The sequence below is a fragment of the Pseudomonas sp. AP19 genome, assembly GCF_001728855.1.
Taxonomy (GTDB): domain Bacteria; phylum Pseudomonadota; class Gammaproteobacteria; order Pseudomonadales; family Pseudomonadaceae; genus Aquipseudomonas; species Aquipseudomonas fluorescens.
The window spans coordinates 106585-131869 of sequence record NZ_LXJP01000012.1; the positions used below are offsets into that span (position 1 = coordinate 106585).

Annotated in this window: 22 protein-coding genes; 12 read left to right on the forward strand and 10 right to left on the reverse strand. The window is 60.9% G+C overall.

Translation table 11 applies throughout. From position 1 onward, the window contains the following. Positions 1-136 precede the first annotated feature (136 nt). On the reverse strand, positions 137-1420 hold the full coding sequence (locus tag A7D21_RS11660; protein WP_053256960.1) for a Zn-dependent hydrolase: 1284 nt from the start codon (positions 1418-1420) through the stop codon (positions 137-139). 176 nt (positions 1421-1596) lie between these two features. Further along, positions 1597-3084 (reverse strand): NCS1 family nucleobase:cation symporter-1, encoded by a 1488-nt coding sequence (locus tag A7D21_RS11665; protein ID WP_069551755.1) that lies wholly within the window; start codon positions 3082-3084, stop codon positions 1597-1599. Positions 3085-3686: 602 nt separating this feature from the next. Between A7D21_RS11665 and hydA the strand changes: the two genes are divergently transcribed. The 3 genes from hydA to preA all read left to right on the forward strand — a co-directional run bounded on the left by hydA (position 3687) and on the right by preA (position 7845). Beyond that, a complete protein-coding gene (gene hydA / locus A7D21_RS11670) occupies positions 3687-5126 on the forward strand; it encodes a dihydropyrimidinase (RefSeq protein WP_053256962.1) in 1440 nt (479 codons plus the stop codon). 77 nt (positions 5127-5203) lie between these two features. Next, positions 5204-6571, forward strand: coding sequence for an NAD(P)-dependent oxidoreductase (locus A7D21_RS11675; RefSeq protein ID WP_053256963.1), 1368 nt, complete (start codon positions 5204-5206; stop codon positions 6569-6571). Further along, positions 6571-7845, forward strand: a complete 1275-nt coding sequence (gene preA / locus A7D21_RS11680; protein ID WP_069551756.1) for an NAD-dependent dihydropyrimidine dehydrogenase subunit PreA — start codon at positions 6571-6573, stop codon at positions 7843-7845. The genes A7D21_RS11675 and preA overlap by 1 nt, the downstream gene beginning before the upstream one ends. A gap of 121 nt (positions 7846-7966) precedes the next feature. Here the strand turns inward: preA and A7D21_RS11685 are convergent, their stop codons facing one another. Beyond that, entirely contained in the window at positions 7967-8587 is a 621-nt protein-coding gene (locus A7D21_RS11685; RefSeq protein ID WP_053256965.1) for a TetR/AcrR family transcriptional regulator, read from the reverse strand. Between the two features lie 361 nt (positions 8588-8948). Here A7D21_RS11685 and A7D21_RS11690 point away from each other — a divergent pair, with 361 nt between their 5' ends. The 8 genes from A7D21_RS11690 (at position 8949) to A7D21_RS11725 (ending at position 16026) form a co-directional block, all read left to right on the forward strand. Further along, a complete protein-coding gene (locus A7D21_RS11690; RefSeq protein WP_053256966.1) occupies positions 8949-9812 on the forward strand; it encodes a sensor domain-containing diguanylate cyclase in 864 nt (287 codons plus the stop codon). Between the two features lie 158 nt (positions 9813-9970). Further along, positions 9971-10438, forward strand: a complete 468-nt coding sequence (locus A7D21_RS11695; RefSeq protein ID WP_053256967.1) for a GNAT family N-acetyltransferase — start codon at positions 9971-9973, stop codon at positions 10436-10438. Beyond that, positions 10432-10797 (forward strand): copper homeostasis periplasmic binding protein CopC, encoded by a 366-nt coding sequence (gene copC, locus A7D21_RS11700; protein WP_053256968.1) that lies wholly within the window; start codon positions 10432-10434, stop codon positions 10795-10797. The genes A7D21_RS11695 and copC overlap by 7 nt, the downstream gene beginning before the upstream one ends. 3 nt (positions 10798-10800) lie before the next feature. Next, entirely contained in the window at positions 10801-11658 is an 858-nt protein-coding gene (gene copD, locus A7D21_RS11705; RefSeq protein WP_069551757.1) for a copper homeostasis membrane protein CopD, read from the forward strand. Positions 11659-11927: 269 nt separating this feature from the next. Next, positions 11928-13190: an OprD family porin gene (locus A7D21_RS11710; RefSeq protein WP_069551758.1), complete on the forward strand. Its 1263-nt coding sequence runs from the start codon at positions 11928-11930 to the stop codon at positions 13188-13190. A 194-nt stretch (positions 13191-13384) separates the two neighbouring features. After that, positions 13385-14209, forward strand: a complete 825-nt coding sequence (locus tag A7D21_RS11715; protein WP_069551759.1) for an NAD(P)-dependent oxidoreductase — start codon at positions 13385-13387, stop codon at positions 14207-14209. Between the two features lie 30 nt (positions 14210-14239). Continuing rightward, positions 14240-15115: an SMP-30/gluconolactonase/LRE family protein gene (locus A7D21_RS11720; RefSeq protein WP_053256972.1), complete on the forward strand. Its 876-nt coding sequence runs from the start codon at positions 14240-14242 to the stop codon at positions 15113-15115. A 14-nt stretch (positions 15116-15129) separates the two neighbouring features. Then, positions 15130-16026, forward strand: a complete 897-nt coding sequence (locus A7D21_RS11725; RefSeq protein ID WP_053256973.1) for an aldose 1-epimerase — start codon at positions 15130-15132, stop codon at positions 16024-16026. A gap of 57 nt (positions 16027-16083) precedes the next feature. Here the strand turns inward: A7D21_RS11725 and A7D21_RS11730 are convergent, their stop codons facing one another. From A7D21_RS11730 to A7D21_RS11750, 5 genes are all read right to left on the reverse strand, one after another. Then, entirely contained in the window at positions 16084-17238 is a 1155-nt protein-coding gene (locus tag A7D21_RS11730) for an HlyD family secretion protein (protein ID WP_069551760.1), read from the reverse strand. Further along, positions 17235-18881: an MFS transporter gene (locus tag A7D21_RS11735; protein ID WP_069551761.1), complete on the reverse strand. Its 1647-nt coding sequence runs from the start codon at positions 18879-18881 to the stop codon at positions 17235-17237. Before A7D21_RS11735 ends, A7D21_RS11730 begins: the two co-directional genes overlap by 4 nt. 126 nt (positions 18882-19007) lie before the next feature. Further along, a complete protein-coding gene (locus tag A7D21_RS11740) occupies positions 19008-19820 on the reverse strand; it encodes a sulfite exporter TauE/SafE family protein (protein WP_069551762.1) in 813 nt (270 codons plus the stop codon). Further along, positions 19821-21065, reverse strand: a complete 1245-nt coding sequence (locus A7D21_RS11745; protein WP_053256977.1) for an FAD/NAD(P)-binding oxidoreductase — start codon at positions 21063-21065, stop codon at positions 19821-19823. Positions 21066-21116: 51 nt separating this feature from the next. After that, complete coding sequence (locus A7D21_RS11750; RefSeq protein WP_053256978.1) at positions 21117-21452, reverse strand: metalloregulator ArsR/SmtB family transcription factor; 336 nt, start codon at positions 21450-21452, stop codon at positions 21117-21119. A gap of 107 nt (positions 21453-21559) precedes the next feature. On the opposite strand from A7D21_RS11750, the gene A7D21_RS11755 reads away from it, so the two are divergent. Further along, positions 21560-22423, forward strand: coding sequence for an MBL fold metallo-hydrolase (locus A7D21_RS11755; RefSeq protein WP_053256979.1), 864 nt, complete (start codon positions 21560-21562; stop codon positions 22421-22423). A gap of 4 nt (positions 22424-22427) precedes the next feature. Here A7D21_RS11755 and A7D21_RS11760 read toward each other — a convergent pair whose 3' ends face one another. Both A7D21_RS11760 and A7D21_RS11765 read right to left on the reverse strand, forming a co-directional pair. Beyond that, positions 22428-23642, reverse strand: a complete 1215-nt coding sequence (locus tag A7D21_RS11760) for an HD-GYP domain-containing protein (protein WP_069551763.1) — start codon at positions 23640-23642, stop codon at positions 22428-22430. 25 nt (positions 23643-23667) lie between these two features. Continuing rightward, on the reverse strand, positions 23668-25209 hold the full coding sequence (locus tag A7D21_RS11765) for a methyl-accepting chemotaxis protein (protein ID WP_069551764.1): 1542 nt from the start codon (positions 25207-25209) through the stop codon (positions 23668-23670). Between the last annotated feature and the right edge of the window lie 76 nt (positions 25210-25285).

The following is a 25285-nucleotide window of genomic DNA, read 5'->3' on the forward strand; positions in this document are numbered from 1 at the left end:
TAAACACACACTGTATGAAAACCGCTGCCCCCTGTGGGAGGGGGCTTGCTCCCGATGGCGGTGGGTCAGTCAGCTCAGCCGTAGCTGATACTCCGCTATCGGGAGCAAGCCCCCTCCCACATGTTCCTACGGCATTTCAGGCGGCCAGTTTGCCGCTGGCGATTGCTGCCGAAGCGGCCAGCATTGCCCTTAACAACACCGCACACCCGGCTGCCAGATCGTCCGGCGCGGCGTTTTCGATTTCGTTATGGCTGATGCCGCCTTCACAGGGCACAAAGATCATCCCGGCCGGGCCGAGTTCGGCGACGAAGATCGCGTCGTGCCCTGCCCCGCTGACGATGTCCATGTTCGACAGCCCCAACCCATTCGCCGCGTCACGCACAGCGTCCACGCAACCCTTGTCGAAGTACAACGGCGGGAAGTCGGCGGTGGGTTCCATTTCAAAACTCAAGCCGTGCTTGGCACAGGTGTCGTCGATCACCTTGCGCACTTCGGCAATCATCGAATCCAGGCGTGCCGGTTCCAGATGACGAAAGTCCAGGGTCATGCGCACTTCACCCGGGATCACATTGCGCGAGCCAGGATAGGCCTGCAAACAACCCACGGTGCCGCACGCATGCGGCTGGTGCCCCAACGCCGCCGCATTCACGGCAGCCACCACTGCCGCCGCGCCCACCAGAGCATCCTTGCGCAGGTGCATCGGCGTCGGCCCCGCATGGGCTTCAACGCCGCGCAGCTTCAGGTCGAACCACTTTTGCCCCAAGGCTCCCAGCACCACGCCGATGGTTTTCTTCTCATCCTCAAGAATCGGGCCTTGTTCGATATGGGCCTCGAAATACGCGCCGACCTTGTGCCCGCTCTCTGGCCGCGTGCCCGCATAGCCAATCGCATTCAATGCATCGCCGACGCTGACTCCGTCCACGTCGACTTTGGCCAGGGTATCGGCCAGGGTGAATTTCTCGGCAAACACCCCGGAACCCATCATGCACGGCGGGAAGCGCGAGCCTTCCTCGTTGGTCCACACCACCACTTCCAGCGGCGCTTCGGTTTCGATGTTGAGGTCATTGAGGGTGCGCAGCACCTCGACACCCGCCAGCACGCCGAAGCACCCGTCGAATTTACCGCCCGTGGGCTGAGTGTCGATATGGCTGCCGGTCATCACCGGTGGCAGGTTGGGATTGCGTCCCGGGCGGCGCGCGAAGATGTTGCCGATGCCGTCGACGGTCACGCTGCAACCCGCCGCCTCACACCACTGCACAAAAAGATCGCGAGCCTTGCGGTCAAGGTCAGTGAGGGCCAGGCGGCATACGCCGCCCTTGGGCGTTGCGCCGAGCTTGGCCAGGTCCATCAGGGATTGCCACAAGCGGTCGCGGTTGATGTGCTGATGGGTGGATTGCAGAACGTCCAGGGCAGCGTTCATGGGGATCTCCTCAGGCTACATTTGTTATGAGTTGACTCGATTCCAGCACTGGAATGAGGTCATCCATGTGGGAGCGGGCGTGCTCGCGAATGCAGTCTGTCAGCGACTGATGCGCTGACTGACTCAACGCTTTCGCGAGCACGCCCGCGCCCACATTTGGCTTGCCTTTCAATCTTTTATAACGGCGTTTTCAGCGCCAACGGGCTGGCTCTGCGCTTGGCATTCAGGCCGTAATACAGCAAGCCGCCCAACGCCGAACCGGTGAACCAGCCGTAGCTGTAGAACCAGCTGAAGGCATCACTGCCCAGCGACAACAGGGTCAGCACCACCGGCACGCCGAAGGCGACAAAGCCACTCCAGTTCCACGCAGGATAAACGTCATCGCGGTACAGGCCGGCCAGGTCCAACTGCTGTTTGCGTGTGATGAAGTAGTCCACCACCATGATCCCGGCAATCGGCCCCAACAGGCTTGAGTAACCCAGCAACCAGTTGGAATAGACCGTTTCCAGGCTCACATCCGAAACGATCAGCCCGAGTTTTTTCAGCAACTCATGCCCCATCAACACCAAACCAACCAGGCCGGTGAGGATGACCGCCGTGGTGCGATTGATCAGCTTGGGCGCGATGTTCTGGAAGTCGTTGGTGGGCGAGACGATGTTGGCTGCGGTGTTGGTGGACAAGGTGGCGATGATGATCAGCAGCATGGCAATGGCCACCCACACCGGGCTCTGGATATGCCCGATCAGGGTCACCGGATCAGAGACGCTGACGCCCACCAGTTTCACCGACGCGGCAGTCATGATCACGCCGAGCGCGGCGAACAGGAACATGGTCAGCGGCAGCCCGAAAATCTGCCCGAGAATCTGGTCTTTCTGGCTTTTGGCGTAGCGGCTGAAGTCGGGAATATTCAGCGACAAGGTGGCCCAGAAGCCCACCATCGCAGTAAGCCCCGCCATGAAGTAACCGGTCAGACTCGCGCCTTCAGGCCGTTTGGGGGGAATCGCCATCAGCTCGCTGAGCGATACATTCGGCATTGCCCACACCAGCAGGCCAATCCCCACCGCCACCAACAACGGCGCCGACAGGGTTTCCAGGCGCTTGATCGACTCGGCGCCGCGCAGCACCACCCACAAATTCAAGGTCCAGAAAATCATGAAGCCGATCACTTCACCGGTGCCGCCAAGGGCTTTCCAACCCTCGAAAATCGAGCCCAGAAACAGGTGAATCGCCAACCCGCCAAACATCGTCTGGATGCCAAACCAGCCACACGCCACTAGCGCCCGAATCAAACACGGCACGTTGGAACCGAGAATGCCAAAGGAAGAACGCAGCAATACCGGAAACGGAATGCCGTACTTGGTGCCGGGAAACGCGTTAAGGGTGAGCGGAATCAGCACCACGATATTGGCCAGCAGGATCGCCATCAACGCCTCGCCCACCGACAAACCGAAGTACGCGGTCAATACCCCGCCGAGGGTGTAGGTGGGCACGCAGATCGACATGCCGACCCACAGCGCGGTGATGTGCCATTTGTTCCAGGTGCGTTCGTGCACCTTGGTCGGTGCCATGTCGTGGTTGTAGCGAGGGCTGTCGAGGACGTCGGGGCCGGCGTCGAGTTCGTACAGGCCGTTGCGCTCAATGACTTGCGATCTGTTCTGTTGCATGGCCGCTCCACGGTTTTTTCGAATTATTGTTGCTCACCCCCACGCTGAGTGCGGGGTGGCCGGAGTACCTCGTAAACAACATGACATCACGGGACCGGCCAGCCGCCACTGCACTCAATAACCGTGCCGACAACCGCCAGTTAACCCGCACCGCTTATATAACCTGCTGATGTTTATCAGCTTTATTTCTTTATCCGATTGGCCCCTCGGTACTGTCCGCGCCACTCAGGCTAACTAACGCGGAAGTTGTCCGACGCCGCGGGACTCAATCTGGTGCAACACAATTATTTTTATTTCCCGCCCCCGTCAAGAGGCATCTCTCAAGCGTCTGATTTGCAATAAGAAATGTTGCTCAAATTGATAACCTGTCAAGTGCGTCAAAATGGTGAGAGGTCGCTACATTTTGGTGATATTTGTTTTTTATCCTTAATAATCAATACTTTAAACACGTTATATGCTTATAAAAAATCTTCTTGCTCATTATAAAAACTCGGGCTAGTTTCTATTCCTGTCACCGATGACAGGTTTTGAATAGCCATCGGCACGCAGCACTACAACACTTAGAACTGGCACCAGCCGGTCAAGCCTGTGAGGAACTCGACATGTCGCTGTTGATCCGTGGCGCCACCGTTATTACCCATGATGAACGTTACCGCGCCGATGTTTTATGCGCAGGCGGTCTAATTCGCGCGATTGGCACAGGTCTGGATGTTCCCGCCGGCACTGAAGTGCTCGACGGCAGCGGCCAATACCTGATGCCCGGCGGCATCGACCCGCACACCCATATGCAATTGCCCTTCATGGGCACCGTTGCCAGTGAAGACTTTTTCAGCGGCACCGCAGCAGGCCTTGCCGGGGGCACGACGTCGATCATCGACTTTGTGATTCCCAACCCGCAGCAGTCCTTGATGGAAGCCTTTCACCAGTGGCGCGGCTGGGCAGAAAAGTCCGCCTCCGACTACGGCTTTCACGTGGCGATCACCTGGTGGAGCGAACAAGTGCGTGAGGAGATGGCCGAGCTGGTCAGCCACCACGGCATCAACAGCTTCAAGCATTTCATGGCATACAAGAACGCGATCATGGCGGCTGACGACACGCTGGTCGCCAGCTTCGAACGCTGCCTGGAGTTGGGCGCAGTGCCCACCGTGCATGCGGAAAACGGCGAACTGGTGTATCACCTGCAACGCAAGTTGATGGCCCAGGGCATCACCGGGCCGGAAGCGCATCCGCTGTCGCGCCCGTCGCAGGTGGAAGGTGAGGCGGCCAGCCGTGCGATCCGCATCGCCGAGACAATTGGTACGCCGCTGTACTTGGTGCACGTGTCAACCAAGGAAGCCCTGGACGAAATCACCTATGCCCGTGGCAAGGGCCAGCCGGTGTACGGCGAAGTGCTGGCCGGCCACTTGCTGCTGGACGACAGTGTCTACCAGCACCCCGACTGGCACACCGCTGCCGGTTATGTGATGAGCCCGCCGTTCCGCCCGCGCGGGCACCAGGAAGCGCTGTGGCACGGCCTGCAATCGGGCAACCTGCACACCACCGCCACCGACCACTGCTGCTTTTGCGCTGAGCAAAAAGCCGCAGGGCGTGATGACTTCAGCAAGATCCCCAACGGCACCGCCGGTATCGAAGACCGCATGGCGCTGCTGTGGCACGAAGGCGTGAACACCGGGCGGTTGTCGATGCAGGAGTTCGTTGCGCTGACGTCGACCAATACCGCGAAGATCTTCAATCTGTACCCGCGCAAAGGCGCGATCCGCGTGGGCGCCGATGCAGACCTGGTGCTGTGGGATCCCGAGGGCACGCGCACGATTTCGGCCAAGACCCACCACCAGAAAGTCGACTTCAACATCTTCGAAGGCAAGACCGTGCGCGGCGTGCCGAGCCACACCATCAGCCAGGGCAAGCTGGTCTGGGCCGATGGCGACCTGCGCGCCGAACGCGGTGCCGGGCGATATGTTGAACGCCCCGCGTACCCATCGGTGTTTGAGCAGTTGAGCAAGCGGGCGGAGCATTCCAGGCCCACTGCCGTGAAACGCTGATACCGCCAATCGGCGCCAGCACAGGCAACAAAGATGCCCGCTAGAGGCAATCCAAAAGAAACCCTGAGGCCAAAACCGTGATCCAGACCCTGACCCACCTCCCCCATCCCCATGAAGATGGGGCGACACTCGCCAGCCACTTCACCGACCTGGCGCCGCCGCTCAACGCCCGCCAGGCCCAACTGGAAGCCTCGCGCTGCCTGTATTGCTACGACGCGCCGTGCGTGAATGCGTGCCCCAGCGAGATCGACATCCCGTCGTTCATCCGCAATATCCACACCGAAAACGTGCAAGGCGCGGCGCAGAAAATCCTCTCGGCGAATATCCTCGGCGGCAGTTGCGCACGTGTTTGCCCCACCGAAATCCTGTGCCAGCAAGCCTGCGTGCGTAACAACGCCGAAGAATGCGCGCCGGTGTTGATCGGCCTGCTGCAACGTTACGCCATCGACAATGCGCACTTCAGCGAACACCCGTTCCAACGCGCTGCGCCGACCGGCAAACGCATCGCCGTGGTCGGCGCCGGACCAGCGGGTTTGGCCTGTGCCCATCGCGCCGCTTTGCACGGTCACGACGTGGTGATATTCGAAGCGCGCGAGAAGGCCGGTGGCCTGAATGAATACGGGATCGCCAAATACAAACTGGTCGATGACTTCGCCCAGAAGGAGCTGGAGTTCCTCTTGCAGATCGGCGGCATCGAGATCCGCCACGGTCAGCGCCTGGGCGACAACCTCACCTTGAGCGAACTGCACCAGCAATTCGATTCAGTATTCCTTGGCCTGGGCCTTGCCGCCAGCAAACAGCTCGGTTTACCCCACGAGGACGCCCCCGGACTGCTTGCCGCCACCGACTATATTCGCGAACTGCGCCAGGCCGACGACCTCTCGCAACTGCCTCTGGCCGACCGCTGTATCGTGCTCGGCGCGGGCAATACCGCCATCGACATGGCCGTGCAAATGGCCCGTCTCGGTGCGCGCGACGTGAACCTGGTGTACCGCCGTGGCCTTGCCGACATGGGCGCCACCCAGCATGAACAGGACATTGCCAAAGCCAATCAGGTACGGCTGCTGACCTGGGCCCAGCCCGAAGAGGTCTTGCTCGATGATCAGGGCCACGTACGCGGCATGCGTTTCGCCCGTACACGCATGGAAAACGGGCGACTGCACGCCACTGGCGAGACCTTCGAGCTGGCCGCCGACGCGATCTTCAAAGCCATCGGGCAAGGTTTCGATAACGCCGCACTGCACGATCCACTGGCCCAGCAACTGCACCGCGTGGGCGAAAGAATCTTCGTCGACGAACACCTGCGCACCAGCATTCCCGGGGTATACGCCGGCGGCGATTGCGTCAGCCTCGGCCAGGACCTCACGGTACAAGCAGTGCAACACGGCAAGCTGGCCGCCGAAGCCATGCACGCCCAACTCATGCTGAATGTGGAGGCTGCGTAATGGCCGATCTCTCGATTGTGTTCGCCGGTATCAAAGCCCCCAACCCGTTCTGGCTGGCCTCCGCGCCGCCCACCGACAAGGCCTACAACGTGGTCCGCGCGTTCGAAGCGGGCTGGGGCGGCGTGGTGTGGAAAACCCTCGGTGAAGACCCGGCGGCGGTCAACGTGTCGTCGCGCTACTCGGCGCACTACGGCACCAACCGTGAAGTGCTGGGCATCAACAATATCGAGCTGATCACCGACCGCTCACTGGAGATCAACCTGCGGGAAATCACCCAGGTCAAAAAGGACTGGCCCGACCGCGCCCTGATCGTGTCGTTGATGGTGCCCTGCGTTGAAGAATCCTGGAAAGCTATCCTGCCGTTGGTGGAGGCCACCGGCTGCGACGGCATTGAGCTCAACTTCGGCTGCCCCCATGGCATGCCCGAACGCGGCATGGGCGCGGCGGTCGGCCAAGTGCCGGAGTATGTGGAACAGGTGACGCGTTGGTGCAAGACGTATTGCTCGCTGCCGGTGATCGTCAAGCTCACGCCGAATATCACCGACATTCGCGTGGCGGCGCGCGCGGCGTATCGCGGGGGCGCGGATGCGGTGTCGTTGATCAACACCATCAACTCCATCACCAGTGTCGACCTTGAGCGCATGGTCGCCCTGCCCACGGTCGGCAGCCAAAGTACCCATGGCGGTTATTGCGGCTCGGCGGTGAAGCCGATCGCCTTGAACATGGTCGCGGAAATCGCTCGTGACCCACAGACCCAGGGCCTGCCTATCTGCGGGATTGGCGGCATCGGCAACTGGCGTGACGCGGCGGAATTCGTCGCCCTGGGGTGCGGCGCAGTGCAGGTGTGCACGGCGGCGATGCTGCATGGGTTTCGAATTGTCGAGGAGATGAAGGATGGCCTGTCGCGGTGGATGGACAGCCAGGGCTACAAAAGCTTGCAGGAATTTTCCGGGCGGGCGGTGGGCAATACCACGGACTGGAAGTACCTGGACATCAACTACCAGGTGATTGCGAAGATTGACCAGGCCGCGTGCATTGGCTGCGGACGTTGCCATATTGCCTGTGAGGACACGTCGCACCAGGCCATCGCCAGCTTGAAACAGGCGGATGGCACGCACAAATACGAAGTCATTGACGATGAGTGCGTAGGCTGCAATTTGTGCCAGATCACCTGCCCGGTGGCCGATTGCATTGAGATGGTGCCGATAGAGACGGGTAAACCGTTTTTGAATTGGACCCAGGACCCGCGTAATCCTTACCGGGAGGCGGTGTAGCTGCTTGGACCACCCTCGCGAGCAAGCCCGCTCCCACCTTCGACTGCACTGCTTCAGACAAAACGCGGTCAACGGTGGGAGCGGGCGTGCTCGCGAAGGGCCCTAAGCCTCACCCCACCTCTTAAGGCTCCAACCCAATCCCCCGCAAAATCACCCCCGTCACCGTCTGGATTGCCTTCTCAAACTGCATATCCGACAACGGCTGGTGATCATTCAAAATCTTCACCTGGTGATCAAAGTCCGCATAGTGCTGGGTCGACGCCCAAATCATATACAGCAGGCTCGACGGCTCCACTGGCAGAATGCGTTTGTCCTCCACCCATTGGCGAATTTTCGCTTCCTTCATCTTGGCCCAGTCGTACAGGCTTTCGTCCAGCGCCTCACCCAGTGTCGGCGCGCCGTGGATGATTTCATTGGCCCAGACTTTCGAGCCATACGGCCGCGTGCGCGAGCGCTGCATCTTGGCGCGGATGTAGCTGCTGAGCACCACCCGTGGGTCATCGAAGGTTTCGAAGCTCAGGGCATCCTGCTTCCACAACTCCAGCAGGTCGAACAGCACCGCGCTGTACAGCTCGCTCTTGGTGGTGAAGTAGTAATGCAGGTTGGAGCGCGGCAACTGCACTTCTTCGGCGATGTCAGCCATGGCGGTGCTGCCATAGCCTTTCTCAGCGAAGATTTTCTCCGCTGCCAGCAGAATTTTTTCGACGTTGACCCGACGAATGCCGATCTTGTGATTGCCCATAAATGCTGGAAGCCCACTCACTGTTAGATGCAATTGACCTTCGACACATCAACCCCCTGTCGCGCCTGCTTTGCGCCGTGCCCACGCACGTGGGGGCTGCGCGCGCAATAGCGTGCTGCAGGGACATCGGGTGATGAATCTTCAGATTCCAACGCCCTCCATCACATCACGAACCGCCACATTAGGCTACTCGCCTTCATGATATGCCGAGCAGATTGCTCGTCTGCACTGCGCTGGCGCAGGCCTTTGAGCGCCGTTGATCGACAGATCAGGCACAGCACCTGAAAGTCTGCAGGATTCCCCGGCAACGTCCGTCGTGATCGGGCTATTATCGGCGCATCTGAACCGGACGCCCCGACCTATGGCCGTTGACCTGCAAGCCCTCTATCCAAAATTGATACACCTGATGCTGGACACGGTGTTCGTGGTCGACAGCGACAACCTGATCGTCTTTGTGAGTGATGCCTGTGAAGCGCTGCTCGGTTACCGCGCCGACGAGCTGACCGGCACACTCATCACCGACTACATGCACCCGGAGGACCTGGCGCGCACGCGGGCCTCAATCATGCGGGTGATGAATGGCAAGCCTCACGTCGATTTCCGCAACCGCTATATCCGCAAGGATGGCAACGCCGTACACATCCTGTGGGCGGCGTTCTGGTCCGAAGAGGTCGGTGCGCGGATCGGCGTTGCCAGGGACGTAACCGCCCTCACCCAGGCCGAGGAAGAATTACGTTTCCTCGCCCATCATGATCCGCTGACGGCCCTCACCAACCGCTCGCTGTTCAACGCCGGGCTGGATTCGGCCCTGCAAGCCGCACAGCGCCACAACACGACGCTGGCGTTGCTGTTTCTGGACGTTAATGACTTTAAGGGCATCAACGATGGGCATGGGCATGCCGTGGGCGATCGGCTGCTCTGCGTGATCGCCCGCCGGCTGGAGCGCTGTGTGCGCGAGAGCGACCTGGTGGCTCGGATGGGCGGCGATGAATTCACCGTGCTGCTGACGGATATGCAGTCGCAGGAAGCGGTGTACGGGATAGTGGCGCAAATACTCGCGGTCATGGCCGAACCGTTGGGCGCCGAGTTTTACGGGGTCAAAATGCCGTCTTGCAGCGTGGGCGTGGCGTTTTATCCCGCGGACGGTGAGGACGCCGACACGCTGCTGAGCCACGCCGACAGTGATATGTACCGGATAAAACGGCAGCGAATTACAGTTAAGTGACGCGCTTTTCGCTGGTCAATCTCGCCGACAACACCAGGGCTTGGGGACTGCCACCGGCTCTAGACCGAGGCGACAGGGCATAATGAAACTTCATACGCGAACCTTCCCCCCCAAAAACGGATTGGTTAGGATCGCGATCCCTATGAAGGATCATTGCAATGACTATTCGACCTCGTGTGGCCGCCGACGACACAGTGCTGGGAGCGCTGTGGGAGCGCTCGGTACGGGCCACCCATGACTTCCTCCCCGAGGATGACATCCAGCGTTTGCTGCCCCTGGTCCGTGACACCTACCTGCCGATGCCCGCACTTGATGTATGGGTGTTCGAAGACAGTCAAGGCCTCGCCGGTTTTATCGCCACCGGCGGGCATAACGTGGAAATGCTGTTTATCGACCCCGACCGCCGTGGCCAGGGTATTGGCCGGCAATTGCTCGAGCATGCCCGCGCACGCCATGACACGCTCACGGTCGATGTTAATGAACAAAACCCGCAAGCCGTGGGTTTCTACCTGCACTATGGTTTTATCCAGGTCGCGCGCTCGCCGCTGGATGGCGAAGGCAAACCCTTTCCCCTGCTGCATATGGCATTACCAAAGCCCTCCACTGAAGGTACTGAACAATGTTGATCAAGAAAGCCCTGACCACCGTCACCCTGCTCGCTTCTCTGCTGGGCGCCTCGGCGGCATTTGCCCATGCCCACCTGAAAAGCCAAACACCCGCCGCCGACAGCACTGTCGCAGCGCCCGCTGACGTGCGCCTGACCTTCAGCGAAGGCGTCGAAGCGACCTTCACCAAGGTGTCGCTGAGCAAGGACGGCACCGAAGTTGCGATCAAAGGCCTGGAAACGCCGGACGCCGACAAGAAAACCCTGGTGGTCACGCCAGCCGCACCGCTGGCTCCCGGCACCTACAAAGTGGTGTGGAACGCCGTGTCGGTCGACACCCACAAGAGCAACGGTGAATACAGCTTCAAGGTCGGCCAATAACCCATGGCGACCCTGCTGGTGCTGTGTCGCTTCCTGCATTTCATCGTCGTGCTGTTGATGTTCGGGGCCTGCGTGTTCAGGCCCTGGCTCTTGGGCGCTGAACCGCAGCCGACACTGGACCGGCAACTGCTGCGCATCCACCGTGCCTTGGCAGGCCTGGGGCTGGGCTCCGGGGTGGCCTGGTTGCTGTTAATCACCGCCAGCATGGCCGGCAGTTGGGAGGCGGCCCTGCAACCGGCAACCGTGCAATTGGTGCTGGGCAAAACCTTTTTCGGCCAGGTGTGGGTCTGGCATTTATTGCTCAACCTGCTGCTGGTCATCGTGCTGATCAAACCCTGGCCGCTGTTGCGCCTGCCGTTGAGCGCACTGCTGCTGGCGACGCTGGCGCCCGTTGGCCATGGCGCCATGCTCAATGGGCTGAGCGGGCAATTGCTGATTCTGAATCAGGTGGTGCACCTGGTATGCGTCGGTGCCTGGCTCGGTGGGCTGTTGTTGCTGGTGTTGATCCTCAGGCAGTCGCCGACGCACGCGCTGCAAGCCATCCTCAAACGCTTCAGCGGCGTGGGTTACGGCCTGGTCGCCGGCCTGCTGGTGACGGGTTTGATCAATGTGCGCGTGCTGACCGGGCAGCTATGGCCCACGCCGTTGTTCAACGGCTTTGCGCTGATTCTGTTGATCAAAGTGCTGCTGGTGCTGGGCATGTTGGCGCTGGCGCTGCTGAACCGACTACGCATCGAGCATGGCGAGCAACGGCTGGGCAGCCTGAAAGCCAGCGTGATGCTGGAATGGCTGTTAGGCGTTTGTGCAGTCGCCGCTGTTTCCCTCCTTGGCACCCTTCCTCCGATGGTGATGGCCGGCTGAGTTCACCGCACGTTCAAGTCCCACTCGATGACCTGCGGGCGCAGGCTTGCTCGCAAATGTGGCAGATCAGGCCATACACCTGGCGATGGCTACGCCGCTTTGGCGAGCAAACCCGTTCCCACACGGACGCGCCCAACTCAGAGCGTTCATGCATAGTCATCGTATAACTTCTGCTTGACACTCCCCGAAAACCTCGCAAATATCTCGCCAAATGTTGTACGACGACGTACGACAAATAATAAAAACAACAAACGAAACGGAGCCTCACTGTGAGTCAATTCGCCCGCCCTTTCTCTTCGCGTCTCGGTCTTATCGGCTTCAGCAGCCTGGCAGTCACCCTGCCCCTCAACGCCCAGGCCGACGGTTTTATCGATGACGCCACGGCCACACTTAACCTGCGCAACGCCTACTTCAACCGTAACTTCACCAACCCGACCTATCCTCAGGCCAAGGCAGAAGAGTGGACACAGAACTTCATCCTCGATGCAAAATCCGGCTTCACCCAAGGCACCGTCGGTTTCGGGCTTGATGTGTTGGGCCTGTATTCGCAGAAGCTCGATGGCGGTAAAGGCACCGGGGGCACGCAACTGTTACCTATCGGCCGTGACGGGCGCCCCGCCGACAATTTCGGACGCCTGGGCGTGGCGCTGAAAACCAGACTGTCGAAGACCGAATTGAAAGTCGGCGAATGGATGCCGGTGCTGCCGATCTTGCGCTCCGATGATGGCCGGTCCCTGCCCCAGACCTTTCGCGGGGGCCAGGTTACCTCCAATGAAATCGCCGGGCTGACCCTTTATGGCGGGCAGTTTCGCGGTAACAGCCCGCGTAACGATGCGAGCATGGAAGACATGTTCATGAACGGCAAAGCCGCGTTCACCTCCAACCGTTTCAATTTTGCCGGCGGCGAATACAGCTTCAACAACAAACGCACCCAAGTCGGCGTGTGGTACGCCGAACTGAGCGATATCTACCAGCAACAGTTTTTCAACCTGACGCACAGCCAGCCCATAGGCGACTGGACCCTGGGCGCCAACCTCGGTTACTTCAATGGCAAGGAAGACGGCAGCGCCCTGGCCGGTGACCTGAACAACAAGACCCTCTCCGCCTTGCTCTCGGCCCGATACAACGGCAACACCTTCTATGTGGGCGTGCAGAAACTGACCGGTGACAGCCTGTGGATGAGGGTTAATGGCACCAGCGGCGGCACCCTGGCCAACGACAGCTACAACTCCAGCTATGACAACGCCAGGGAAAAATCCTGGCAAGTGCGCCATGACTTCAACTTCGTGGTGCTCGGTATTCCCGGGCTGACCATGATGAACCGCTATATCAGCGGCAGTAACGTACACACCGGCGCGATCACGGATGGCAAGGAATGGGGGCGCGAATCGGAACTTGCCTACACCGTGCAAAGCGGTGCGTTGAAGAACCTGAACGTGCGCTGGAGGAACTCGACCCTGCGTCGGGATTTCAGCAACAATGAATTTGATGAGAATCGGCTCTTTATCAGCTACCCGATTTCCTTGTTGTAACTCGGTCAATGGGGGAGCTGGCTTGCCTGCGATAGCGGTGTATCAGTAACCGCACTATCAACTGACCGACCACCATCGCAAGCCAGCGCCCACAATGAGTCACTTGTCATCAGGAAGAACGTTGACAACGCAGGGAATGCAAAACGATACTTCCACCAAGTCATACGACAACCTACAACAATAATGGAACCCTCATGACCACCCCTACAAACGTACCCGTTCCCTTCAATCGCCTGCTGCTCACCGGTGCCGCCGGCGGCCTGGGTAAAGTCTTGCGCGAACGCCTGCGCCCTTACGCCAGGGTGCTGCGCCTGTCGGACATCGCCGACATGGCCCCGGCCATCGATGCCGGCGAAGAAGTGCAGCCGTGCGACCTCGCCGATAAACAAGCGGTGCACCATTTGGTAGAAGGCGTCGACGCCATCCTGCATTTTGGCGGCGTCTCGGTAGAGCGTTCGTTCGAAGACGTGCTCGGCGCCAATATCTGCGGGATTTTCCATATCTATGAAGCCGCCCGCCGCCAGGGTGTGAAGCGCGTGATCTTCGCCAGTTCCAACCATGTGATCGGCTTCTACAAGCAAGGCGAAACCATCGACGCACACTCGCCGCGCCGCCCGGACAGCTACTACGGTTTGTCCAAGTCCTACGGTGAAGACATGGCGAGTTTCTACTTTGATCGCTATGGCATCGAGACCGTGAGCATCCGCATCGGCTCCTCATTCGCCGAGCCGCAAAACCGCCGGATGATGCACACCTGGCTGAGTTTCGATGACCTGACTCAACTGCTCGAACGCGCGCTGTACACACCGAACGTCGGCCACACCGTGGTCTATGGCATGTCGGATAACCTCGACACCTGGTGGGACAACCGCTACGCCGCGCACCTGGGTTATGCGCCCAAGGACACCTCCGAAGTGTTCCGGGCGCAGGTCGAAACGCTGCCACCCGTCGCTGCCGATGACCCGGCGAAACGCTATCAAGGCGGCGCATTCTGCGCGGCGGGACCGTTCGGTGACTGACCGCACAGCAACCCAAGGGAATGAGTGACCATGAGTGCTGAATTGATTGTCGACGCCCGCAATGCCGTGGGCGAGTGCCCGGTGTGGGTGCCGCAGGAAAACGCGCTGTATTGGGTGGATATCCCCAACGGCGGCCTGCAACGCTGGAACGCCGCGACCGGCCACATCGCCGCCTGGAAAGCGCCGCAAATGCTTGCGTGCATCGCCCGCACCACCGCGGGCAATTGGCTCGCCGGGATGGAAAGCGGTTTTTTCCAACTCACCCCGCACAACGATGGCAGCCTCGACACCACGCTGCTGGCGAGTGTCGAGCACCCGCGCTCGGACATGCGCCTCAACGATGGCCGCTGTGATCGCCAGGGCCGTTTCTGGGCCGGCAGCATGGTGCTCAACATGGGCTTGAACGCGGCCGAGGGCAGCCTTTACCGCTACGCCTCAGGTGCGGCGCCGCAGGCTCAGTTGAGCGGCTTTATCACCCTTAATGGCCTGGCCTTCAGCCCTGACGGCCGCACGATGTACGCGTCGGACTCCCATCCGCTGGTGCAGCAGGTCTGGGCCTTCGATTACGACATCGAAACCGGCACGCCATCCAATCGCCGCGTGTTTGTCGATATGCAGCAGTACCCCGGGCGCCCCGATGGCGCAGCGGTGGATGCCGACGGCTGCTATTGGATCTGCGCCAATGACGCCGGGCTGGTTCACCGCTTCACCCCCGAGGGGCGCCTCGACCGTTCCCTGAGCGTGCCGGTGAAAAAACCCAGCATGTGCGCCTTTGGCGGCAGCCGCCTGGACACGTTGTTCGTCACCTCGATCCGTGACGACCAGAGTGAACAGTCGCTGGCCGGTGGCGTATTCGCCCTGAACCCTGGCGTCCAGGGCCTGCCCGAACCGACCTTTGCCCTCTAGTGGGTTGGACTGCGATGCTGATTGAACTCGAAGATAACCTCACCCAGCTCACCCTGGCTCCGGCCGTGGGCGGCAGCATCGTCAACTGGCGTGTGCGCGCCACCGGGCAGCCGCTGTTGCGACACACGGATGAGCATGCGCTCAACAGCGGTTTGCCGGGCAAGCTGGGCTGTTATCCCTTGGCGCCCTGGTCCAACCGAATCGCCCAAGGCGGTTTTGACAACCCCACCGGCTGGCTGGGCCTGACGCCCAACAGCCCTACCGATCCGCTGCCGATCCATGGCTCAGCCTGGCAACAGGTGTGGCAGGTGCTCAGCCAGACGGCGGATGAAGTGGTGCTCGAATCAGTGTGCGACACACCGTTCGCCTACCGCGCCGAGCAGCGGTTTCGCTTGAACAACGGTGAGCTGAGCATCGCGTTGCGCGTCACGCATCTGGCTGAGCATGCGGCGTGGCACGGTTTGGGCTTGCATCCCTACTTGCCGCGTCAGCCAGGCACACAGTTACAGGCCAGGGCGAAGCAGGTGTGGTTGAGTGATGCGTCGAAGCTGCCGACCGGGCTGGCGCCGGTGCCGCAGGATTGGGACTTCACGCGCTCAAAAACGCTGCCCGCAGGCCTGGTGGACAACGGGTTTTGCCAATGGGACGGGCATTGCCGGATTGAGCAGCCGGAGTTGGGGTATACGCTGGAATGCCGGGCGACCGGCGCTGATTACTTCCTGCTGTACTGCCCGCCGGGGTTGGGGTTCTTTTGCATTGAGCCGGTGAGCCACCCGGTAAATGCCCATCATCTGCCAGGGCGGCCTGGCCTCAGACTGTTAGAACACGGCCAATCAATCCAACTCGATTTCAGCCTCGACTACCATCCAACGGTTGAAGCGGGTGCGCGCGCGAATGCCGTGGATCACTGACTCACCCAGCGACTGACACAGCGCCTTCGCGAGCAAGCCCGCCGCCACACGTGCGTGTCAGGGCGGGGTGTTTTTCAGGCGCCCTGCCGTGTCGATACTCACCACCACCGACAACCCTGGCCGCAGGCGCTCGATCTCGGCCTGGCCGGGGTCAACCGTAATCCTCACCGGCACCCGCTGGGCAATCTTCACAAAGTTGCCGGTGGCATTGTCCGCCTGCAACAGGCTGAACTCCGACCCGGTCGCCGGGGAAATATGCTGCACCGTGCCGTGAAACTTGCGGTGGTTCAGCGCATCCACGGTGAAGGTCACCGGCTGGCCAACCTGCACATTGTCCATCTGGGTTTCTTTCATATTGGCAATCACCCACAACTGGGGTGGCACCAGCGCCATCAACTGCGCGCCGGAGTTGACGTAGGCGCCGAGGCGCACGCCAATCTGCCCCAGTTGCCCGTCACGCGGCGCGATGATGCGGGTGTTGGCCAGGTCGATACGCGCCAGTTCCACTGCCGCATCGGCACTTGCCACCGCAGCTTCCAACGAACCGCGATTGACGATCACCGTTTGCAGGTCCTGCCGGGCGATGTCCAGGCTGGCCTGTGCCTGGGCGACCGCTGCGACGGTCTGCGCATTCGCGGCGCGGGCCACGTCCAGCTCACGCCGGGACACCGAACCGTCGCTGATCAGCGCTTCATTGCGGCGCAGGTCGGCAGTGCTTTTGCGCGCTTGGGCCTGGCTGTCCACCAGCGCGGCCTGGCGCAGTTTGATCGTCGCTTCGGCGCTGTTGCGTTGCTGCACCACGTTGGCCAATGAAGCTTTCTGCACGGCCAGTTGCGCCAGTGCCTGGTCGAGGCGCTGTTTGTAGATGCGATCATCCAGGCGCACCAACAGGTCGCCGGCCTTGACGAACTGGAAGTCCTGCACCGGCACTTCATACACATAGCCGCTCAGTTGCGGGCCGATAATCGTCACCTGCCCGCGCACCAACGCGTTCTCGGTGGTTTCCACCGCGCTGCTGAACGGTGGCAATTGCCAGGCATACAGCACGATCAGCACACCGACGATGGCGATTGCGGCAAAGCCCAGCGAGGAGACGATGCGTACCCGCAACGAGCGCGGCTCGGTGACCGATGCACCCGGCGGCGTGCTGCCTTCGGGGGTGGACGCGATGGCGTTAGTGGTGGTCGTGGTGCTGGTGGTCGGTTCGGTCATGAAGTAACGCCGCTGGGTTGAACGGGAGGGGCTGCGGTCTTGGTGGTACTTATCAGCCACAGACTGCGGATAAAGATCCAGAGCATGGTGAGGATCGCGATGATCGCGATCAGCATGAACACATCGTTGTAGGCCATCACGTTCGCTTCACGCGTGGCCGCCGTGGCCAGGCTGCGGATGCCCATCAGGTTGTGCAGTTCCGGGTCGGCGATCACGCCGCCATAGGCCGAGCCGCCGCTCTGTACCCGTGCGGCTACACGCGGGTCAAGCAGGGTCAGGTGCTCGACGATCATGCTGGAGTGGTATTTCTCGCGCACGATCTGGAAGGTGCCCAGCAAGGCCGCGCCAATCAGGCCGCCCAGGTTCTGGCAAATGCCGAACATCACCGAGAAACTCACCAGGTTGCGCGGGTTGGTCAACACGTTTTTCGTGCCCAGCACCATGGTCGGCCCGAGAAAGAAGGTGCCGCCAAAGCCTAGCAGGAACTGGCTGATGTAGAGGTTTTGCGGGCGGGTCAGGTTGCTGGAGAAGCTGTCCATCACCGAGCCCGTGGCCATCAGCGCCAGGGAGATGATCAACGGCATCAGCAAGTGGGCCGGGTTGATCGTCAGCGCACTGACCACCAGCCCGGCAATCGCCCCGGCCAGCATCACCACATACAACGTGTGCATCTGCTGGTAGCTCATGTTCAATATCTGCATGAACCCCACGGCACCGGTGGACTGCTCGGACAGCACCATGCGAATCAACACCACCGCCAGCGCCAGGCGGATCATCACGCCACTGCCCAACCAACGGGTCATCAGCAACGGGTTCTTGCGGTTATGCTCGATGGCCAGGCCGGCCATGATCAGCACCAGCGAACAGGCCGAGGCCACGCCGATCCACGGCGCTTCCAACCACCAGTCGATACGCCCCAGGGACAGCACCGCACAGAGCAATGCCACGCCGCTGGCGAGGATACCGAAGGTGAGGAAATCGAGTTTTTCAAAGGTCTTGAAGCGATCGCCGGGCGGCAACTTGAGCAGAAATACGCAGCCCAGGCAGATCAGCGCCAGGCCCAGTTCAAACAAGTACAGCCCGCGCCACTCGGCGATTTGCAGCAAATCTTCGGAGAACAGGCGCGCCAGCGGCAACGCCAACTGCGCGGTGCCCAGCCCCAGCACCAGGGCTTTCATGCGCCACTTCGCCGGGAACGCCTGGATCATGTAGTACAAGCCCAACGAACTCAGCGCCGCCCCCACCATGCCGTGGGCCGCTCGCACCGCAATGGCCGAACTGAGGTCGTTGACGAACAAGTGGCCGAAAGTCACCAGCGCATACAGCACCAGGAACACCTCGGTAAACGCACGCAAACCGAACTGCTGGCGGAACTTCACCAGCAGCAGGTTCATGCACACGTTGGTCATGACATACGCGGCGGGCAGCCAGGCCATCTCGGCGGTGGTCGCGCCGAGAGCACCCTGCAGGTATTGCAGGTTGGCGATCACCAGGGCATTGCCCAGCCCGCCGGTAATCGCCACCAGCACGCCGACCAGCGCAAACAGCCAGCGCTTGTGCGTGGGGTGCAGCGGCGTCGACGGCGAGCCGGGCAGGCTCGGTCGCTCGTGGGGCTGCCAGGTGTGGGGGGTGTATTTATCCATTCGGTGACCTTGATGAGCCGACGTGCAAGGTCGGTAAACCACTACTCAGGGACTAGTAAACCTGAGCGGCGTTCATCTTGCCATGGCACATGTGTACACGCGCCCACAGTTGGACGGTATTCCAGGTCAGGGTGCGAGTGTTGCCTTGATGAGCATCCCGACCGCCACCACCCCACACAGGCTGGCAAACCCCACCTGCAACGTGCGTGCGCGAATCATCGAACACAGGCGCCTGCCGGCCACCATGCCGACCATACTCGCACCGATAAACACCCAGCCCATGGGTTCGATGCTGACACCGGCATGCAGCGCGCCGACCACGCCGATCAGCGAAATCAGGCTGATTACCATCAACGAAGTGGCGACGATACCGCGCATCTGCACATCGGTGAGCTGCTTGAACGCGGGCACGATCAGGAAGCCACCGCCCACGCCGAGCAAGCCCGACACCGCGCCGGTTACCGCGCCGAGCGCAGCCAGAGTGGCCGTGCACTTGGCGGTCCAGGCCAGGCGCCCGGTCTGTTGATCCAGCATGCAGTTCTTCTGGCCCCACGAAGCCGCGCCGTGGTCACTGGGGCCCGCTTCAACCTTTTCACGGCGCAACATGCGCCAGGCCACCAGCACCATCAACGCGCTGAACAACCCCATCAGCAGGTGCTCCGGCAACTGGTGAGCGACAAACACACCCAGCGGTGAAAACAGCGCGCCGAGCAACGCAATCAACAACGCGGCACGGTAGCGCACCAGGCCGTGACGCAACCCATGGATCGCCCCGACCGCCGCCGCCGCCCCCACGGCGAGCAACGACACCGGCATCGCCTGGGTCATGGTCAAGCCCAGCCCCAGTACCAACGCCGGCACCGCGAGGATGCCACCGCCCGCGCCAGTCAGGCCCATGACCAGGCCCATCAATAATCCCAACACGCTCGCCAGCAGCATTTAATCCACCTTGCTCAGGCGGGTCAGCCACTCGCGGCCCTTGAGCATGCCGTTCCAGTAGAACCACGGCAGCAACGTGGCCTTGAGGAACCACATCGAGCGGCGCGACTGGGTCGGGTCCAATGGAAAGGTCGGCAGCAGCTTGCCGCCGTAGCCGAACTCGGCCAGTACCACCTTGCCCTTCTCCACCGTCAGCGGGCAGGAACCATAGCCGTCGTACTTGAGCGGCAGCGGCGCCTGCTTGCGCAGGGCCAGCAGGTTTTCTGCGACCACCACAATCTGCTTGCGCACCGCGGCGGCCGTTTTGGCATTGGTGGTGGAACACACGTCACCCAGACCGAAGATGTGCGGGTAGCGCAGGTGCTGCAAGCTGTGCGGGTTCACTTCGCACCAGCCGGCAGCATCGGCCAGCGGGCTTTGGCGGATGAAGTCCGGGGAAACCTGCGGCGGAACCACGTGCAGCAGGTCAAAGGTTTTCTCTTCAACCGTGACAGTGCCCTCGGCGTTCTTGACTTCGAACCAGGCCTTGCGGGCGGGGCCATCAACCTTGACAAGGTTGGAGTTGAACGCCAGGTGCGCGTGGTATTTCTCGACGTATTTCATCAGCGGCGGCACAAAGGTGGCCACGCCAAACAGGGCCGCCCCCGCCAGGTTGAATTCAACGTTGATGTTGTTCAGGTGGCCGCGCTTGAGCCAGTGATCGCAGGACAGGTACATGGCTTTTTGCGGCGCACCCGCGCATTTGATCGGCATGGCGGGCTGGGTGAAGATCGCCTTGCCGCCCTTGAGTTGCTGCACCAATTGCCAGGTATAGGCAGCGTGCTGATAGCTGTAGTTGGAGGTGACGCCGTTCTGGCCGAGGGTGTCTGCCAGGCCTTCGACTTTCTCCCAGGCCAGGCGCAGGCCGGGGCACACGATCAGGTTGTTCCAGCTGACCCGCTGGCCACTGTCGAGCACCAGGGTGTGTTCGTCGGGCAGCAATTCGCTAACGGCGGCCTGCACCCAGGTGACGCCATTGGGCAGCACATCCGCCAGCGGGCGTCGGGTCTTTTTCAGGTCATATGCGCCGCCCCCCACCAGGGTCCAGGCCGGCTGGTAGCTGTGATGGTCGCTCGGTTCAATCAGGAGGATGTTCAACTGCGGGTCGCGCTTGAGCAGGCTGGCCAGCAGGCCGATACCTGCCGAGCCGCCGCCGATGACTACGATGTCGCCACTGATGGTAGGGCCACAGTGTTGCTCGGTCATGGTCTTTTGCCTTTTATAGTCAGTGCACACAAGGGTCGCTGCCGTATGGCGTCACGCCCAGCTTTTCATCACCGCGCCGCAGTACAGCCCGGACAAGGTTTTCATCACTTGAATCACTTCGTGGCTGGCCAGCCCGTAGAAAATGTATTTGCCTTCCCGACGGGTGGCGACCAACCCTTCGTCACGCAAAATGCCCAACTGTTGAGACAGCGTGGGCTGGCGAACGCCGGTCATGGTTTCCAGCTCGCCGACGTTGCGCTCGCCTTGGGTCAGTTGGCACAAGATCAACAAGCGGTCTTCATTGGCCAGCGCCTTGAGCAAGGAACAGGCCTTGGACGCCGACGCGCGCAGTTGGGCGACTTCGCCCTCACTCAGAGTAGATTCCATTTGCCTTGGGTCCTTGACGTCACTTAAGCTCAAAACATTATGTGTAATCGTAAACTGATTGTAACCACTTTTTCTTCATGATTTTTTCCTCAGCAGGGACAGCCGCCATGCCAGCGTTGATTCAAGCCTTTCTGGACGAGGCATCGTCGACCTTCACCTACGTCATCTATGAAAACGACGGGGGCCCATGCGCCATCGTCGACTCGGTGCTCAACTACGACCCGGCGGCCGGGCGCACAGATACAGCCCAAGCCGACAAAGTCATCGCCTTTGTGCGCGAGCATGGCTTGCAGGTGCAATGGCTGCTGGAAACCCACGCCCATGCCGACCACCTGTCCGCCGCGCCCTACCTGCGGCGTACGCTGGGTGGCAAAATCGCCATCGGCGAGTCGATCAGCAAGGTACAGGGCGTGTTCAAGCACCTGTTCAACCTGGAGCCGGAGTTCCGCGTCGATGGCTCGCAGTTCGACCACTTGTTTGCGCCGGATGAGATCTTTCATATCGGCCACCTGAAAGCCCAGGCATTGCATGTGCCCGGACATACCCCGGCCGACATGGCGTATTTGATCGACGACCGCTTGATCCTGGTGGGCGACACCCTGTTCATGCCCGACGTCGGCACCGCCCGCTGCGATTTCCCCGGCGGCGATGCGCGCCAGTTGTATGCGTCGATGCGTAAGCTGCTGGCCTTCCCGCCTGAAACCGAACTGTATGTGTGCCACGACTATCCGCCGCAAGGCCGTGAGGCCAAGTGCCTGACGACCGTGGCGCAACAGCGGGCGGAGAATATTCATGTGCATGATGGGGTCGATGAGTCGGCGTTTGTCGCGATGCGCACCCAACGCGATGCCGGATTGGGGATGCCGACGCTGTTGCTGCCGGCGATCCAGGTGAATGTGCGGGCGGGGCATATGCCGCCAGCGGAAGAGAATGGCGTGGTCTATCTGAAGATCCCGTTGAATCAGCTGTGAGCGGCTAATCGAAATAGGACCCTTTGGGGTGCGGGAGCCCCGACCACAACTCGTCGACGTGCTTGAAGCCCCACTCCTCCGCGCTCTCGCGCGCAACAATCTTGTCGGGTTGCTTGGCCAGATTGACCACCACCTGGGCAATAGGCAAACGGGAGCGTACGGAAAAGAACACCTTTACCAGCGGCGTGAGCAGTGAAGTGGAGGTTTGTTCGATAACCACGCCGATACGGCCGCTTTCCAGGCGCACCAGGGTGCCTACCGGGTAGATGCCCATGCACCGCACAAACGCCTGAAACACCCTCTCGTCAAAATGGCCTTTCCATTCGGCCATTTTCTGAATCGCCTCGGCGGGTGCCCATCCGCGCTTGTAGGGGCGCTCGGAGGTGATGGCGTCGTACACGTCACACACGGCCCCCATTTGCGCGAACAGGCTGATCTGGTTCTGGACCAGCCCGTGCGGGTAGCCGCTGCCATCGCATTTTTCATGGTGATGCCAGCACACATCCAGCACCAGTGCGCTGATCTGTGGGCATTGGCGCAGCATGTCTGCGCCTTGTGCCGGGTGCTCGCGCACCGAGGCGAACTCTAGCTCGGTCAACGCCCCAGGTTTACTCAGGATCGCCTCGGGAACGACCATTTTACCAACGTCGTGAAACAACCCGGCCAAGCCCGCTTCCTGGATCATGGCCGGTGACATTTCCAACTGGCGCGCCAGTGCGATCATCAACCCACACACGGCCACCGAGTGCATGTAGGTGTACTCATTCGCGGTCTTCAGGCGGGCCAGGCTCAGCAACGCATGGGGGTGTCGCAGCAACGACTGGGAGATGTCGTCCACCAGTTGGGTCACCTGTGTAGGGTCGACGGCACCGCCCATGCGCAACTCCCCGAACATGGTGATAACCGCACGCTTGGCAACCCCACACAACTTTACCGCGCGGGCCACTTCCGCCTTCATCTCGTGGCGGGTCAGCACTTCCCGGGGCTTGGCCGGCGCGGGTGCAGGTTGCACCGTGGCCTCTGCAACGGGGGCCACGTCGCACCCCTTGAGCGTGTCAATCCATACATCTTGAACCTGCGACGCCTGCAGGCGTTGCAGGTCCTCAGTGCGCTCCAGTAAAAAATGATTCTTCCAAAAACCGTGCTCGATCCAGGCACCCTCGAGTTTGTGGATATACATGCCCAAGATCGCTTGCGCCGCTGGAATGCGTTTCAACATAGGCCAGCCCTCACTGCGTGCACCGTCAGGCTATCGAAAAGCGGGCCACGATGTGCTTGAGATCCATCGCCAGTTTCGACAGCTCGTGACTGGCAATGGAGGTCTGCCCGGCGGCCGACGAACTCTGGATCGACAGGTCACGGATGCTGATCAGGTTCTGATCCACCGAGCGGGCCACCTGCGCCTGTTCCTCGGAGGCCGTCGCGATCAACAGGTTTCGGTCATTGATATCGGCAATGGCCTCGGTGATCTGAATGATGGCCTGGCCGGCTTCGTGCGCAATTTTCAATGAATCTACCGCTTCACTGCGGTTCATATTCATGGAGGCGACAGCGTCGCCGGAGCAGGTCTGGATCTTCGCGATCATCTGCTCGATTTCCTGCGTCGAGGTCTGCGTCCGGTGGGCCAATGCGCGCACTTCATCGGCCACTACCGCAAAACCGCGGCCCTGCTCACCGGCGCGTGCGGCTTCAATGGCGGCGTTCAGCGCCAACAGGTTGGTCTGTTCGGCAATCGAACGGATCACTTCCACCACCCGCGCAATGTCCTGCGCCTGCCTAGCCAGGCCTTCAACTTCCACACCGGTCTGCTGCACCGTGGTGCTGAGTTTTTCAATCGCAGCGATGGTCTGCGTGACACGCTCCTGGCCGATTTTCGCCGAGCGCTGGGAATCCTGGGTCGATTGGGAGGCCGAAACGGCATTGCGCGCCACTTCCTCCACGGCAGCCGTCATCTGATTGACCGCCGTGGCGGCCTGATCGGTTTCCTGGCTCTGGCGCTCAATACCTGCGCTGGACTCACGGGTAATCGAACTCATCTCTTCGGCAGCCGAAGCCAATTGCCCGGAAGCTTCGGAGATGTTCTGCAAGGTGGTCTTGAGGTTCATCTGCATGGCCGCCGTGGATTGCTGAAGCGCCGTTAGCTCATCCTTGCCATCCACGGTAATCGCCACGCGTAGGTCGCCTTCAGCGATCTTTGCGGTCGATACGAGCAATTCACGTACCGGTTTAATGATACTGCGGGTAAACAGGCCGGCGACTGCCACGGCCAACAGCAGTGAAACCGCCATCAGCCCCCAGGTAAACAGACGCGTCGCCGTGTGCTCGCTGGCGGCGACCTGCACGGCCTGCTGCGAGCCGCGCTCGTTCAACTGGATCAATTCGCTGATCGAACCCTGTACCTTTACGGCGATGGGGCTCAGCACGTCATGCATGTAGACCGCGAGCCGTGCAGCGTCCCCAGTGGCAGCGAGCGCAAGAAAGCCGTCGACCTGCTGGTTGTAACTTCGAATACCACTGAGGACCTCGTCATATTTAGCCTGCTCCTCGGCACTCGACACCATGGCCGCATAACGCTCGGCGACCTTGGTCAGGTCGGCCCGGATGCTCTGGATTGTCTCCGGTGAGCCTTGAGTTTTCATGACCACATCCATCGCAAAGCCGCGCAACTCCAGGCGCAGCTTATACAGGGCCGAGTCGATTTCCCCGGCCAGACGAACACTCGGCAGCCAGTTGGTTTCAATTTCAACCGTCGAGGCATAAATGGTATCGACTTTTACCAGCGTCATGCCCCCCTGAATTAATAGCAGAAGGCACACGACGCCAAAACAAAGGGCGGCACGGAGGTTTAACTTCACGGATCGG

Coding starts and splice junctions, on each gene's coding strand:
- A7D21_RS11660 (WP_053256960.1), bottom strand. CDS start 1,420: ATGAACGCTGCCCTGGACGTTCTGCAATCCACCCATCAGCACATCAAC.
- A7D21_RS11665 (WP_069551755.1), bottom strand. CDS start 3,084: ATGCAACAGAACAGATCGCAAGTCATTGAGCGCAACGGCCTGTACGAA.
- hydA (WP_053256962.1), top strand. CDS start 3,687: ATGTCGCTGTTGATCCGTGGCGCCACCGTTATTACCCATGATGAACGT.
- preA (WP_069551756.1), top strand. CDS start 6,571: ATGGCCGATCTCTCGATTGTGTTCGCCGGTATCAAAGCCCCCAACCCG.
- A7D21_RS11685 (WP_053256965.1), bottom strand. CDS start 8,587: ATGGGCAATCACAAGATCGGCATTCGTCGGGTCAACGTCGAAAAAATT.
- A7D21_RS11690 (WP_053256966.1), top strand. CDS start 8,949: ATGGCCGTTGACCTGCAAGCCCTCTATCCAAAATTGATACACCTGATG.
- A7D21_RS11695 (WP_053256967.1), top strand. CDS start 9,971: ATGACTATTCGACCTCGTGTGGCCGCCGACGACACAGTGCTGGGAGCG.
- copC (WP_053256968.1), top strand. CDS start 10,432: ATGTTGATCAAGAAAGCCCTGACCACCGTCACCCTGCTCGCTTCTCTG.
- copD (WP_069551757.1), top strand. CDS start 10,801: ATGGCGACCCTGCTGGTGCTGTGTCGCTTCCTGCATTTCATCGTCGTG.
- A7D21_RS11715 (WP_069551759.1), top strand. CDS start 13,385: ATGACCACCCCTACAAACGTACCCGTTCCCTTCAATCGCCTGCTGCTC.
- A7D21_RS11720 (WP_053256972.1), top strand. CDS start 14,240: ATGAGTGCTGAATTGATTGTCGACGCCCGCAATGCCGTGGGCGAGTGC.
- A7D21_RS11725 (WP_053256973.1), top strand. CDS start 15,130: ATGCTGATTGAACTCGAAGATAACCTCACCCAGCTCACCCTGGCTCCG.
- A7D21_RS11730 (WP_069551760.1), bottom strand. CDS start 17,238: ATGACCGAACCGACCACCAGCACCACGACCACCACTAACGCCATCGCG.
- A7D21_RS11735 (WP_069551761.1), bottom strand. CDS start 18,881: ATGGATAAATACACCCCCCACACCTGGCAGCCCCACGAGCGACCGAGC.
- A7D21_RS11740 (WP_069551762.1), bottom strand. CDS start 19,820: ATGCTGCTGGCGAGCGTGTTGGGATTATTGATGGGCCTGGTCATGGGC.
- A7D21_RS11745 (WP_053256977.1), bottom strand. CDS start 21,065: ATGACCGAGCAACACTGTGGCCCTACCATCAGTGGCGACATCGTAGTC.
- A7D21_RS11750 (WP_053256978.1), bottom strand. CDS start 21,452: ATGGAATCTACTCTGAGTGAGGGCGAAGTCGCCCAACTGCGCGCGTCG.
- A7D21_RS11755 (WP_053256979.1), top strand. CDS start 21,560: ATGCCAGCGTTGATTCAAGCCTTTCTGGACGAGGCATCGTCGACCTTC.
- A7D21_RS11760 (WP_069551763.1), bottom strand. CDS start 23,642: ATGTTGAAACGCATTCCAGCGGCGCAAGCGATCTTGGGCATGTATATC.
- A7D21_RS11765 (WP_069551764.1), bottom strand. CDS start 25,209: ATGACGCTGGTAAAAGTCGATACCATTTATGCCTCGACGGTTGAAATT.